The following is a 12,690-nucleotide window of genomic DNA, read 5'->3' on the forward strand; positions in this document are numbered from 1 at the left end:
GGCCCGGGAATTTATCATGGCCGTCACATCGTCGTCATACGCAGGTCGGAGGAGGCCCCATGCACATCGACACCACGGCCGAGCCGGTCGCTCACGCAGCGCGGCCCTTTTACAGGCATCTTTATTTCCAGGTTCTTTGCGCCATCGTCGCCGGCGCGCTGATCGGGCATTTCTATCCCGAGACCGGCGAGGCGCTGAAGCCCCTGGGCGATGCCTTCATCAAGCTGGTCAAGATGATCATCGCGCCCGTCATCTTCCTGACCATCGTCACCGGGCTGGCCGGGATGGGCACGCTGAAGGGCGTGGGCTCGGTCGTCGGCAAGGCCTTCGGCTATTTCCTGACCTTCTCGACCCTGGCGCTGATCGTCGGGCTGGTCACTGCCAATGTCATCCGCCCCGGCGCCGGCATGAATATCGACCCGGCGACGCTGGATGCCAGCAAGGTCTCGGATTACGCCGCCAAGGCGCATGAATCCTCGCTGACCGGCTTTGTCATGGACATCATCCCGTCCACGATGACCTCGGCCTTCGTCGAGGGCAACATCCTGCAGGTGCTGTTCATCGCCATCCTGTTCGGCATCGGCCTGATCCTGATCGGCGACAAGGGCAAGCCGGTCGTGGCGCTGTTCGAGGCGATCAGCCATGCCGTGTTCCGCATGGTGGACATCCTGATGAAGGCCGCGCCCATCGGCGCCTTCGGCGCCTTCGCCTTCACCATCGGCAAATACGGCATCGCCTCGGTGGTGAACCTGGCGACGCTGGTCGGCACCTTCTACCTGACCTCGGCCCTGTTCGTCATCGTGATCCTGGGCACGGTCTGCATGCTCAACGGCTTCTCGATCTTCCGGCTGATCTCCTATCTCAAGGCCGAGATCCTGCTGGTGCTGGGCACCTCGTCCTCGGAATCGGCGCTGCCCTCGCTGATGGAGAAGATGGAGAAGGCCGGCTGCAAGCGTTCCGTGGTCGGGCTGGTCGTGCCGACCGGCTACAGCTTCAATCTGGACGGCACCAATATCTACATGACGCTGGCGGCGCTGTTCATCGCCCAGGCCACCAATACCGACCTGACGCTGCAACAGCAGATCCTGCTGCTGCTGGTCGCCATGCTGTCGTCGAAGGGCGCGGCGGGCGTCACCGGGGCGGGCTTCATCACCCTGGCCGCGACGCTGTCGGTGGTGCCCACGGTGCCGGTCGCCGGCATGGCGCTGATCCTGGGCGTGGACCGCTTCATGTCGGAATGCCGCTCGATCACCAACTTCATCGGCAATGCGGTGGCCACGGTCGTCGTCAGCCGCTGGGAAGGCGCGCTGGACCGCGAGCAGTTCGACCGCGTGCTGGCCGGCGAGGCCGGGGGCGAGGCCGCGCCGATCCACGACCTGCACGGCGCCCCGGCCGGGCTGCGCCTGAACGAGGCCAGCGCCGACTGAACCGGCCCATATCGCAGCAAGGGGGCGTCCGCAGGGGCGCCCCTTTTTCCGTTCAGGGCGGCGGCGCCGTCGTCTCGCGCGCCATCATCAGCGGCGCCAGCAGCGTCACGGCCGGGATGTCGCGCCCGGCGATGCGGTCCAGCACGATCCGCGCCGCCTTGCGGCCGATCTCGCGCTTGGGCTGGCGGATCGTGGTCAGCGCCGGGGCCAGGTGGGACACCAGCTCGATATCGTCGAAGCCGACGATCGAGACATCGCGCGGCACATGATGCCCGGCGCGCTGAAGGCCCGACATGAAGGCGCAGGCCATCTCGTCGGAAAAGGCGAAAATGCCGGTCGGGCGGTCCGAGACCGGCAGGGCCTGCCAGGCCAGCGCCGCCTGCTGCCCCGATTGCAGGGTGAAGTCGCCGGGAAATTCGGTGATCCGCGCATCGCCCGCCGCCTCCATCGCGCCCTCGCGCCGGGCCTTGTGCAGCACGTTGCCGGGCGGGCCGCCGATCAGGCCGATATGCGCGTGGCCAAGCGCACGCAGATGCGCCACGGCCAGCCGCCCGCCCTCGCGATTGTCCAGCATGACCCGGGGCAGGTCCGCGCCCTCGATCCATTCGCAGGCCGTGACCACCGGCGGCAGGTCCGCCCGCCCCGCCAGGTCGCCAAAGGGCGCCAGCCCGTCCAGCAGGATGATCCCGTCCGCCCGCGAGGGGTCGAGGAACCGGTCCAGCCGCCTATGCCGCCCGCTATCCTCCAGCGTGTCGGCGACCAGCAGGTCATAGCCGGCCCCGGCCAGTTCGCGGCCCATGCCGTCCAGGATCTTGGCAAAGAACGGATTGCCCAGATTGGGCACCAGCGCCACGACGCAGCCGGTCCGCTGCTTGCGCAGGTTCCGCGCGGCGTGGTTCATGCGATAGCCGGTCTCGGCCACGGCCTGCATCACCGCCTCGCGCGTGGCCTTCGCCACCACCCCCGGATTGGACAGCACCCGGCTGACGGTCGAGGCCGACACGCCCGCGCGCTGCGCGACATCCGACAATCTGGCCCGTCCGGGCGGGGTCCGGCTTTCCATCGCCCAAGGTTACGCGCGCCGCGAGGGGCGGCGCAAGAAAATGTTGCAATCGATTGCAGACCAGTGCAGCCTGACCCTGGGGGAGAGAGGGAAACCATGCGGACCATCAAGGGACCGGCGCTGTTCCTGGCGCAGTTCATCGGCGAGACGGCGCCCTTCGACAGCTGGGACGGCATCACCCGCTGGGCCGCCGATTGCGGCTATCGGGGCGTGCAGGTGCCGACCGGCGACCCGCGCATCCTGGATCTGAAGCGTGCCGGGGACTCGCAGGACTATCGCGACGAATTCCTGGGCATCGCCCGGCAGAACGGCGTCGAGGTGACCGAGCTTTCCACCCATCTGCAAGGCCAGCTTGTCGCCGTGCATCCGGCCTATGACGCCGGTTTCGACGCCTTTGCGCCGCCCGCCCTGCGCGGCAATCCCGGCGCGCGGCAGGAATGGGCGGTCGATCAGGTCGCCCGCGCGATCCGCGTCAGCCGGCTGCTGGGGCTGGACCGGATGGCGACGTTTTCGGGGGCCCTGGCCTGGCCCTATCTTTACCCCTGGCCGCAACGCGCGCCGGGGCTGGTCGAGGCCGCCTTCGACACGCTGGCCGCGCGCTGGCGCCCGCTGCTGGACCTGGCCGAAGAGCACGGGGTGGATCTCTGCTATGAGATCCATCCGGGCGAGGATCTGCATGACGGCGTGACATTCGAGATGTTCCTTGACCGCGTGGACGGGCACCGCCGGGCGAACATGCTTTACGATCCTTCGCACTATCTCCTGCAACAGCTTGATTACCTTCAGAACATCGACATCTATCACGACCGCATCCGCATGTTCCACGTCAAGGATGCCGAATTCCGCCCGACCGGCCGGCAGGGGGTCTATGGCGGCTATCAGGGTTGGGCCGAACGCGCGGGCCGCTTCCGCAGTCCCGGCGACGGTCAGGTGGATTTCGGCGCGGTATTCTCGAAACTGACGCAATACGGTTTCGACGGCTGGGCGGTGGTCGAATGGGAATGCGCGCTGAAGCATCCCGAGGACGGCGCGCGCGAGGGTGCGCGTTTCGTGCGCGACCACATCATCCGGGTCACGCCGCACGCCTTCGACGATTTCGCCGCCAGCCGCGTCGACCGAGCGGCCATCGACAGGGCGCTGGGGCTATGAGACCGGTTCGCCTGGGCATGGTCGGCGGCGGCAGCGGCGCCTTCATCGGCGCCATCCATCGCATCGCGGCGCGCATGGACGGGCGGTTTGTGCTGGTCGCGGGGGCGCTGTCCTCGGACCCCGCGCGTGCCGCGGCCAGCGCCGCCGAACTGGGCATCCGCGGCTATGGCGACTTCGCCGAGATGGCGCGGGCCGAGGCGGCGCGCGAGGACGGGATCGAGGCGGTCAGCATCGTCACTCCGAACCACCTGCACGCCGCCCCCGCTGCGGCCTTCCTGCGCGCGGGCATCCATGTGATCTGCGACAAGCCGCTGGCCGCGACGCCCGAGCAGGCGCGCGAGATCGCCGAGGCAGCGCGGGCCAGCGGCGCGCGGTTCTTCCTGACCCACAACTATTGCGCCATGCCCATGGTGCGCGAGGCCCGCGCGCTGGTGGCCGAGGGCGCGCTGGGGGAGATCCGGCTGGTGCAGGCCGAATATCTGCAAGGCTGGCTCGCCGACCGCGCCGAGGGCAAGCAGGCGGAATGGCGCACCGACCCCGCCCGCGCCGGGGCCGGGGCCATCGGCGATATCGGCACCCATGCCTGGCAATTGGCGCAATTCGTGACCGGCCAGACACCCGCCTCCCTGTCGGCCGATCTGTCCAGCATGGTGCCGGGCCGCGCGGTCGATGACGATGCGCGGATCGCGCTGCGCTATGCCTCGGGCGCCAAGGGCGGCATCTGGGTCAGCCAGGTCGCCGTGGGGCAGGAGAACGGGCTGTCGCTGCGGGTCTTTGGCACCAAGGCGGCGCTGGAATGGCGCCTGCCCGAGCCCGAGCGGCTGATCCTGTCGCCCAAGGACGGCCCGGCCCGCATCCTGACCCGGGCGCAGGACCGCAGCGCCTCGTCGCGCACCCCGCCGGGACATCCCGAGGGGTATCTTGAAGGTTTTGCAAATATTTACCGGGATATAGAGAGTATTATTCGAGGAGATTCCAGCTTGCTGGATCGCGTGCCGGGTCTGGAGGCCGGGCTGTCCGGCATGGCGTTCATCGCTGCCGCTCAGGCTTCCTCGGCGCGCGGCGGCACCTGGATCGAGGTCGGGCCATGACCGTGCTGGCGCTCGACAACGTCTCGAAACGCTTCGGCCCGATCGAAGTGCTGCACGGGGTCGATCTGGCGCTGGAACCGGGCGAGGTCCATGCCCTGATCGGCGAGAACGGTGCCGGCAAGTCCACGATCATGAAGATCCTGGGCGGGTTCCTGGACCCGACATCGGGCCAGATCCTGCTGGACGGCCAGCCCCTCCGGTTCGCCAGCGGGCCCGAGGCCGAGGCGCAGGGCATCGTGGTCATCCACCAGGAATTCAACCTCGCCTCCGACCTTACGGTGGCAGCGAATGTGTTCCTGGGCCGCGAGATCGGCGGCTGGCGGCTGGACCATGCCGCCATGCGGGACGCGACCGCCGCGCTGCTCAAGCGGCTGGACACCCGCATCGACCCCGAGGCGCGCATCCGCGACCTGTCGGTGCCCGACCGCCAGATGGTCGAGATCGCCAAGGCCCTGTCGCGCAAGGCCCGCGTCCTCATCATGGACGAACCCAGCGCCGTCTTGACCCATCGCGAGGTCGGTGCGCTTTACGCCCAGATCGACCGGCTGCGGGCCGAGGGGGTGGCGATCCTTTACTGCTCGCACCGGCTGGACGAGGTGGCGCATCTGGCCGACCGCATCACCGTGCTGCGCGACGGCCGCGTGGTGCGCCAGGCGCTGCGCGGCGAGCTGACCGAGGACGGCATGGCCACCGCCATGGTCGGCCGCGAATTGCAGGATTTCTACCCGCCCAAGGGCCAGCCGGGCGACGCGCCTGCGCTGGAGGTCCGGGGCCTGACCGTGCCGGGCCGGGTCCGCGACGTCGGCTTCACCCTGCGCCGGGGCGAGGTGCTGGGCATCGCCGGCCTTGTCGGGTCCGGCCGCACCGAACTGGCCGAGGGGCTGGTCGGGCTGCGTCCCTCGACCGGCGAGATCCGGGTCGAGGGCCGGCCCGTCGCCATCCGCAGCCTGCGCGACGCCTTTTCCGCCGGCCTCGCCTATCTGACCGAGGACCGCAAGGAGGCGGGGCTGCTGCTCGACAAGGGGCTGCGCGAGAACCTGACGCTGGCGACGCTGGAACGCTTCGGCGGCTGGCGGCTGGACACCAAGGCCGAGGATGCCGCGCTGGACAGCGCGACGCGGGAATTCGACATCCGCGCCCCGCGCCGCGACATGCCGGCCGGAAAGCTGTCGGGAGGAAACCAGCAGAAACTGTTGCTGGCCAAGGTGATGCTTCCTGATCCTCGAATCATTCTCATCGACGAGCCGACGCGCGGCATCGACGTGGGCACCAAGCGGCAGATCTATGCCTTCATCCGCAAGCTTGCCGCCGAAGGCCGCAGCCTGATCGTCATCAGCAGCGAGATGACCGAGGTGATCGGCCTGGCCGACCGCGTGCTGGTGATGCGCGAGGGGCGGCTGGCCGGCGAACTGGCCGGAGAGGACATGACCGAGGACCGCATCGTCCGCCTTGCCATGGGCGTGACCGGAGAAGCCGCATGAAGATCGACCTGCATACCCTTGGCCCGCTTGTCGCTTTGGTCGCCCTGGTGATCCTGGGCGCGGCGCTGAACAGCGCCTTCCTGGCGCCGGCGAACATCACCAATGTGCTGGCGCGCTCGGCCTTCATCGGGCTGATCGCGGTCGGCATGACCTTCGTCATCACCGCGGGCGGGCTGGACCTGTCGGTGGGGTCCATGGCCGCCTTTCTGGCCGGCATCGCCATCATCGCCATGAACGCCGCCCTGCCGACGACCGGCCTGAACTGGGGAACGGTCCTGATCGGCATGGGCGTGGCGATCCTTGGCGGCGTCGCCGCCGGATACCTGAACGGCGCGCTGGTCACCAAGGCGCGGATCGAGCCCTTCATCGTCACGCTGGGCACCATGGGCATCTTCCGCTCGCTGGTCACGTGGCTGGCCGATGGCGGCACGCTGTCGCTGGATTACGGGCTGCGCACGCTTTACCGGCCGGTCTATTACAGCGGGATCGGCTGGATCACCTGGCCGATCATCGTCTTTGCCATCGTCGCGGTCCTTGGCGAATGGACCATGCGCCATTCCCGCTTCGGCCGCCATGTCGAGGCCATCGGCTCGAACGACCGGGTCGCGCGCTATTCGGCCATCGACGTGAACCGGATGCGGCTTCTGACCTATGTGCTTTTGGGCGTGCTGGTCGGGCTGGCGGTGGTGCTTTACGTGCCGCGGCTCGGCTCGGCCTCGGGCTCGACCGGGGTTCTGTGGGAGCTTGAGGCCATCGCCGCCGTCATCATCGGCGGCACCGCGCTGAAGGGCGGGCGCGGCCGGGTCTGGGGCACGGTGGTCGGTGTGCTGATCCTGTCGCTGATCGACAACATCCTGAATCTGGCCGATCTGGTCAGCCCCTATCTGAACGGGGCGATCCAGGGGGTCATCATCGTTCTTGCTGTCGTCTTGCAGCGGGAAAAACGCACCGCCGAGGAGCGGTGACTGGGGAGGAAGCAACAAATGAAACGCAGAAGCCTGATGAAAGCCGCGGCCCTGATGGCGGCGATGGGGATCGCCGCCCCTGCCGTCGCGCAGGAGGCCGAGAAGAAGATCATCGGCGTGTCGATCCCGTCCGCCACGCATGGGTTCATGGGCGGGCTGAACTGGCACGCGCAGGACACGATCAAGCGGCTGGGTGCCGCCTATCCCAACCTTGAATTCGTGCTCTCCACCGCCGGCGACCCGGCCAAGCAGGTCAACGACATCGAGGACATGATGGCCACGCGCAACATCGACGCGCTGGTGGTGCTGCCCTTCGAATCCGAGCCGCTGACCGCGCCGGTCAAGGCGGTCAAGGATGCGGGCAAGTTCGTGACCGTGGTGGATCGCGGGCTGAGCCAGGAGGGGATCGAGGATCTTTACGTCGCCGGCGACAACACCGCCTTCGGCCGCGTCGCGGGGGAATATTTCAAGGAGAACCTTGAGCCCGGCGCCAAGGTCGTGGTGCTGCGCGGCATCCCGACCACGCTGGACAACGAGCGCGTCGATGCGTTCCGGGCGGCGCTGGAGGGGTCCGAGGTCGAGATCCTCGACATGCAGCACGGCAACTGGAACCGCGACGACGCCTTTGCGGTGATGCAGGACTATCTGGCGAAATATCCGCAGATCGATGCGGTCTGGGCGGCCGACGACGACATGGCCATCGGCGTGCTCGAAGCGATCTCGGCCGCGAACCGGCAGGACGAGATGTGGGTGATCGGCGGCGCCGGCATGAAGGAAATCGTCAAGCGCATCATGGAGGGCGATAAGCAGCTGCCGGTGAACGTGACCTATCCGCCGGCGCTGATCTCCTCGGCCATCGAGATGACGGCGCTGAACTTCGTGTCGAATGCGCCGATGACCGGGCGCTTCATCATCAGCAGCCAGCTCATCACCCCCGAGAACGCCGAGCAGTTCTACTATCCCGACAGCCCGTTCTGAACGGCCGGCCGCAGCCCCGCCAGCTTGTCGGGGTTGCGGGTGATGAAGATGGCGGCGACGCGGCCTTCCTCGATCTGCAGGGCGGTGGTCTGCAGATGGCCGCCGACGCGGCTGAGAAAGCCGGGCAGGCCGTCGATGGTGACGGCGCCCAAGAACTCGGGCGGGGGGCCGGGCTTGCGCGCCAGCCCGGCATAGAGCCGGGCGACGCGCTCGGCCCCCGCGATCACGTTGAGGAAGGCCACCACCTTGCCGCCGCCGTCGGAATAGATCCGCACGTCGCGGGCAAGGATCCGGCCCAGCACCGCCGGATCGCCTTGCCGGCAAGCCTCGAAGAAGGCGCGGGCCAGCGCCTCGCCGGTCTCTTTCGGAACGGCATGGCGGGGCCGGTCGACGCGCACATGCGCGCGGGCCCGTGCGGCCAGCTGCCGCGTCGCGGCCGGGCTGCGGCCGATGGTTTCCGCGACCTCGTCCAGCCTTTCGCCAAAGACGTCGTGCAGCAGGAAGGCGGCGCGTTCCAGCGGCGTCAGCCGCTCCAGCGCCATCATCAGGGTCAGCGTCAGGTTGTCGGCGCGCAGGCTGTCGTCCTGGGGCTCGATCAGCGGCTCGGGCAGCCAGGTGCCGGGATAGGACTCGCGCCGGGCGCGGGCGGATTTCATCTGGTCGAGGCACAGGCGCGAGACCACCCGCGTCAGCCATGCCGCCGGCTCGGCGATCGCCGTCCGGTCGCTGCGGTCCCAGCGCAGCCAGGCCTCCTGCAGGATGTCCTCGGCCTCGGCATGGCTGCCGAGCATGCGATAGGCCAGGCGCAGCAGCCGGGGCCGCTGCGCCTGAAAGGTTTGCGTGGCGCGGTCAGGCCGCATCGGCCCGTTCCGCCGGCAGGCCCATCGCATGGCGGGCACGCAAGCCGACCTGCACGCGGTTCCACAGGTTGATCGCGCCGATGGCCAGTGTCAGCCAGGCGCGCTCGTCCGGGGAAAAGGCCGCCTCGACCGCCTGCCAATCCGCGTCCGGCGCCCCGGTCTGGGCGATCAGCGTCAGCGCCTCGGTCCAGGCCAGCGCGGCGCGCTCGCGGTCGGAAAACAGCGGGCTGTCGCGCCAGCCGGCGACCATGTGCAGGCGCAGATGGGTCTCGCCGTCCTGCAACGCCTCGGCCGTGTGCATCTGGATGCAGAAGGCGCAGCCATTGATCTGCGAGGCGCGCAGCTTGACCAGATGCAGCAGTTTCGGCTCCAGCGGTCCGGCCTGCAGCGCGGCCTCGAAGCCTGTCAGCGCGCGATAGCCGGTCCTGGTGCGGTCGAAATGATCGGTCATGCGGGGTGTCATCGGGTTGCTCCGTTCTGTTGCACCGACTTGACGAGGCAGCGCCCGGAAATGTGACATCCCTCCGCAAGAAAATCCACGGCCGCCGCCGGTCCACCCGGTCAGGCCACGCGCTTGCCCTGCACCCAGGCGCCGCGCAGCGCCCCCGCCTCGCCGATGCGGGCGACGCGGATCACGTCGGCGCGCGCCCCGGCCGCAAGCCGGCCGCGATCCCCGAGCCCCGTCGCCTCGGCCGGGGCCTGGGTCACGGTGGCGATGCCGCGCGCCATGTCGCCCCACAGATCGCCCAGAAGCAGCGCCGCCGACAGCAGCGACGAGGGCACGTAATCCGAGGACAGGATGTCCAGAAGCCCCGCCTCGGCCAGATCCGCCGCCGCGACATTGCCGGAATGGCTGCCGCCGCGGATCAGGTTCGGCGCCCCCATCATCACCCGGATGCCGTGGTCGCGGCAGGCGCGCGCCGCCTCGGCCGTGGTCGGGAATTCGGCGAAATGCGCGCCGTGCCCGGCCGAAACCGCGACCTGCGCCGCCGTGGTGTCGTCATGGCTGGCCAGCACCGCGCCATAGCGCCGCGCCTCGGCCACCGCGGTGGCTTCGTGCAGCGCGCCCAGCCTTTCGCGCAGGGCGCGCTGGCTGGCGACGTGATCGGCGAAGCCTTCATCCGACAGGCCGTGCTTGCCGCAGACATAGTCCTTGAGCTTCGAGAGGTCGCGGAACTGCCGCTCTCCGGGCGTGTGGTCCATCAGGCTGACGATGCCGATGCGGTCCCGGGGGCCGAATTTCGCCATCTCGGCCACCAGGGTTTCGGAACAGACCTCGGCCCGCAGGTGCAGGAAATGGCTGATCTTCAACGCGCCCCTGTCCCGCAGATCCAGGATCTCGTCGGCCAGCGCCCGGGCATATTCGCCATAGTTCGCCTTGCCGTCCGACACGACCGAGCCGACGCGCAGCGCGTCGAAGACCGTGGTGATGCCCACGCTGGCCAGTTCGCCGTCATGGGCCAGGATCGCCGCCTGATGCGGCCAATGCACCCGGGGGCGGGGCTGGATGTGCCGCTCCAGATTGTCGGTATGCAGTTCGATCAGGCCCGGCAGCACCAGATCGCCCTCGCAATCCAGCGCGCCCGTCGGCACCATCCGGCCCGGATCGATGGCGGCGATGCGGCCATCGGCCATGCGCAGCGCGCCGGGGATCACCTCGTCGGGCAGGATAAGCGTGGCATTGGCAAGGATCGTCTCGGTCATTTCGTGCTGTCCTGTCTTGCGTCTGGCTCCATGGGCGGGCTGAATGCCAGCGCCGTGTCACAAGCCTGTGACACGCCAGCGATAAGAGCCTGCGCATGGAAATCATGAAGCGTTACGCCGTCTATTACGCCCCGCCCGAGGGGGAATTCGCCCGCTGCGCCGATGCATGGCTGGGCTGGGATGCCACCACGGGCCAGCCGCTGACCCCGCCGGAACTGGGCCTGCCGGCCGAGGAGATCACCCGCGACCCGCGCCGATACGGCTTTCACGGCACGCTGAAGCCGCCCTTCCGGCTGGCCGAGGACCGGGATGCCGAAGCATTGCACCGGGCGGTCGAGGCTCTCGCGGCGCGGCTTTCGCCGGTCGTCCTGCCCGGGCTGCGGCTGGCGAGCCTGGGCGGCTTTCTGGCCTTGGTGCCCGAAGGCGACACGGCGCCGCTGCAAACCCTGGCCGCGACGGTGGTGGCGGCGCTGGACGGCTTTCGCGCGCCCCTGACCGAGGCCGAGATCGCCCGCCGCCGCCCCGAGCAGCTGACGCCGCGGCAGCGCGAGCTGCTGGAGCTCTGGGGCTATCCCTATGTGATGGAGGAATTCCGCTTCCACCTGACCCTGACCGACCGGCTGGAGGAACCGCTGGCCGCCGAGGCGACGCGGATCCTGGAGGCGCATTTCGCCCCGGTCCTGCCCCGGCCCTTCAAGGTCTCGGACCTGTGCCTGTTCGGCGAGGCGGGGGACGGGCGTTTTCACCTGCTGCATCGCTATACCCTTTCCGGCTGAAGCGCGGCGAGGAAGCGCGCAAGCCCCTGATCGGGCGTGCCGTCGTTCATCACCACGCGCGGCGCGAGACCGGGCGGCAGCGGAAAGCCCGCCCGAGCCAGCCGCGCCGCCTGATCGGCGCCGCTTTCGCGCCCCCGCCCGGCCAGCCGCCGCGCCAGCACCTCGGGCGGCGCCGTCACCAGCAGCACCGTCAGGTCCGGGAACCGCGCCTGCGCCTCGGCCAGCACGGCGCGGCTGGCATTGATGAGCAGCGTGCCTTCGCCCGCCAGCGCGTCGGCCGGGATGCCATAGCCCAGCCCATGCGCGCGCCAATGCAGGGCGAAGGCGCCGGCCCGCTCGCGCGCGGCGAATTCGGCCTCGGTGACGGGCTCGAAATCCTCGCCGCCGGCCTCGGCCGGACGGGTGACGACGCGGCGGGCGGCGCGGATGTCGGGCCGCGCGGCGCAGGCCAGCGCCATCAGCGTGTCCTTGCCCGCGCCCGAGGGGCCGACCACGGCGACCAGCCGCCGGCTCATGCCGCCAGCCCCGGCGTAAAGCCGGTCACGTCGACCAGCCGGTCGCAGACCCGGTCCCGCGCCCCCTCGTCGTGGAAGATGCCGAGGATCGCGGCGCCGCGGGCCTTGGCCTCCTCGATCAGGCGCAGCACCACCTCGCGGTTCTGCGCGTCGAGGCTGGCGGTCGGCTCGTCCAGCAGCAGCGCCGGATAGTCATGGGCGAAGCCGCGGGCGATGTTGACCCGCTGCTGCTCGCCGCCCGAGAAGGTGGTGGGCGACAGCCGCCAGAGCCGTTCCGGGATGTTCAGCCGCGCCAGCAGTTCGGCGGCGCGGGCGCGGGCCTCGGGGGCAGGGGTGCCCAGCCGCAGCAGCGGCTCGGCCACCACCTCCAGCGTCGGCACGCGCGGCACCACGCGCAGGAACTGGCTGACATGGCCCAGCACCGCGCGGCGCAAGGCCAGGATCTGCCGCGGCTCGGCCGTGACCACATCGACCTCGCCGATGCGGATCGAGCCGGCCTCGGCCAGGTAATTGCCATAGACCATGCGCATCAGCGTCGATTTGCCGGCGCCGGACCGGCCGACCAGCCCGACGCATTCGCCGCCGGCCACGCGCAGATGCGCCCCCGCCATCACCGGGATCGCCACGCCGCCCTGATTGTGCAGGGTAAAGCTTTTCGAAAGGTTCCGGATCTCGATCATG

At 69.4% G+C, this 12,690-nt stretch carries 13 protein-coding genes; 7 read left to right on the forward strand and 6 right to left on the reverse strand.

Annotation, left to right across the window (positions count from 1 at the left end):
- Positions 1-59: 59 nt before the first annotated feature.
- Positions 60-1,427, forward strand: coding sequence for a dicarboxylate/amino acid:cation symporter (locus L632_RS0107990; protein WP_028712978.1), 1,368 nt, complete (start codon positions 60-62; stop codon positions 1,425-1,427).
- A gap of 52 nt (positions 1,428-1,479) precedes the next feature.
- On the opposite strand, the gene L632_RS0107995 is transcribed toward L632_RS0107990, so the two are convergent.
- A complete protein-coding gene (locus L632_RS0107995) occupies positions 1,480-2,490 on the reverse strand; it encodes a LacI family DNA-binding transcriptional regulator (RefSeq protein WP_028716601.1) in 1,011 nt (336 codons plus the stop codon).
- Positions 2,491-2,586: 96 nt separating this feature from the next.
- On the opposite strand from L632_RS0107995, the gene L632_RS0108000 reads away from it, so the two are divergent.
- Genes L632_RS0108000 through L632_RS0108020 form a run of 5 tightly spaced genes read left to right on the forward strand, consistent with a single transcriptional unit; the run spans position 2,587 to position 8,154 of the window.
- Positions 2,587-3,639, forward strand: coding sequence for a sugar phosphate isomerase/epimerase (locus tag L632_RS0108000; RefSeq protein ID WP_028716602.1), 1,053 nt, complete (start codon positions 2,587-2,589; stop codon positions 3,637-3,639).
- Positions 3,636-4,730 carry a Gfo/Idh/MocA family protein gene (locus L632_RS0108005; RefSeq protein WP_028716603.1) on the forward strand — a complete coding sequence of 365 codons (1,095 nt, stop codon included), beginning with the start codon at positions 3,636-3,638 and terminating at the stop codon, positions 4,728-4,730. Before L632_RS0108000 ends, L632_RS0108005 begins: the two co-directional genes overlap by 4 nt.
- Positions 4,727-6,211 (forward strand): sugar ABC transporter ATP-binding protein, encoded by a 1,485-nt coding sequence (locus tag L632_RS0108010; protein WP_028712974.1) that lies wholly within the window; start codon positions 4,727-4,729, stop codon positions 6,209-6,211. The genes L632_RS0108005 and L632_RS0108010 overlap by 4 nt, the downstream gene beginning before the upstream one ends.
- Positions 6,208-7,176 (forward strand): ABC transporter permease, encoded by a 969-nt coding sequence (locus L632_RS0108015; protein WP_028712973.1) that lies wholly within the window; start codon positions 6,208-6,210, stop codon positions 7,174-7,176. Before L632_RS0108010 ends, L632_RS0108015 begins: the two co-directional genes overlap by 4 nt.
- Positions 7,177-7,194: 18 nt before the next feature.
- Positions 7,195-8,154: an ABC transporter substrate-binding protein gene (locus L632_RS0108020; protein WP_024843906.1), complete on the forward strand. Its 960-nt coding sequence runs from the start codon at positions 7,195-7,197 to the stop codon at positions 8,152-8,154.
- On the opposite strand, the gene L632_RS0108025 is transcribed toward L632_RS0108020, so the two are convergent.
- The 3 genes from L632_RS0108025 to L632_RS0108035 form a co-directional block, all read right to left on the reverse strand.
- Positions 8,133-9,014 carry a sigma-70 family RNA polymerase sigma factor gene (locus L632_RS0108025; RefSeq protein WP_028712972.1) on the reverse strand — a complete coding sequence of 294 codons (882 nt, stop codon included), beginning with the start codon at positions 9,012-9,014 and terminating at the stop codon, positions 8,133-8,135. The genes L632_RS0108020 and L632_RS0108025 overlap by 22 nt on opposite strands.
- Positions 9,004-9,477, reverse strand: a complete 474-nt coding sequence (locus tag L632_RS0108030; protein ID WP_028712971.1) for a carboxymuconolactone decarboxylase family protein — start codon at positions 9,475-9,477, stop codon at positions 9,004-9,006. The genes L632_RS0108025 and L632_RS0108030 overlap by 11 nt, the downstream gene beginning before the upstream one ends.
- 98 nt (positions 9,478-9,575) lie before the next feature.
- Complete coding sequence (locus L632_RS0108035; RefSeq protein ID WP_028716604.1) at positions 9,576-10,718, reverse strand: alpha-D-ribose 1-methylphosphonate 5-triphosphate diphosphatase; 1,143 nt, start codon at positions 10,716-10,718, stop codon at positions 9,576-9,578.
- A gap of 95 nt (positions 10,719-10,813) precedes the next feature.
- Between L632_RS0108035 and L632_RS0108040 the strand changes: the two genes are divergently transcribed.
- Positions 10,814-11,494, forward strand: coding sequence for a DUF1045 domain-containing protein (locus tag L632_RS0108040; RefSeq protein ID WP_028716605.1), 681 nt, complete (start codon positions 10,814-10,816; stop codon positions 11,492-11,494).
- Here L632_RS0108040 and phnN read toward each other — a convergent pair.
- Both phnN and phnL read right to left on the reverse strand, forming a co-directional pair.
- Positions 11,476-12,009 carry a phosphonate metabolism protein/1,5-bisphosphokinase (PRPP-forming) PhnN gene (gene phnN, locus L632_RS0108045; protein WP_028712968.1) on the reverse strand — a complete coding sequence of 178 codons (534 nt, stop codon included), beginning with the start codon at positions 12,007-12,009 and terminating at the stop codon, positions 11,476-11,478. The two genes, L632_RS0108040 and phnN, sit on opposite strands and share 19 nt — an antisense overlap.
- The gene (gene phnL, locus L632_RS0108050; RefSeq protein WP_028712967.1) at positions 12,006-12,689 is read right to left on the reverse strand and encodes a phosphonate C-P lyase system protein PhnL; all 684 of its coding nucleotides are present in this window, start codon (positions 12,687-12,689) and stop codon (positions 12,006-12,008) included. The genes phnN and phnL overlap by 4 nt, the downstream gene beginning before the upstream one ends.
- Between the last annotated feature and the right edge of the window lies 1 nt (position 12,690).

Origin of the sequence: Paracoccus sp. J39 (assembly GCF_000518925.1) — a bacterium.
Taxonomy (GTDB): Bacteria; Pseudomonadota; Alphaproteobacteria; order Rhodobacterales; family Rhodobacteraceae; genus Paracoccus.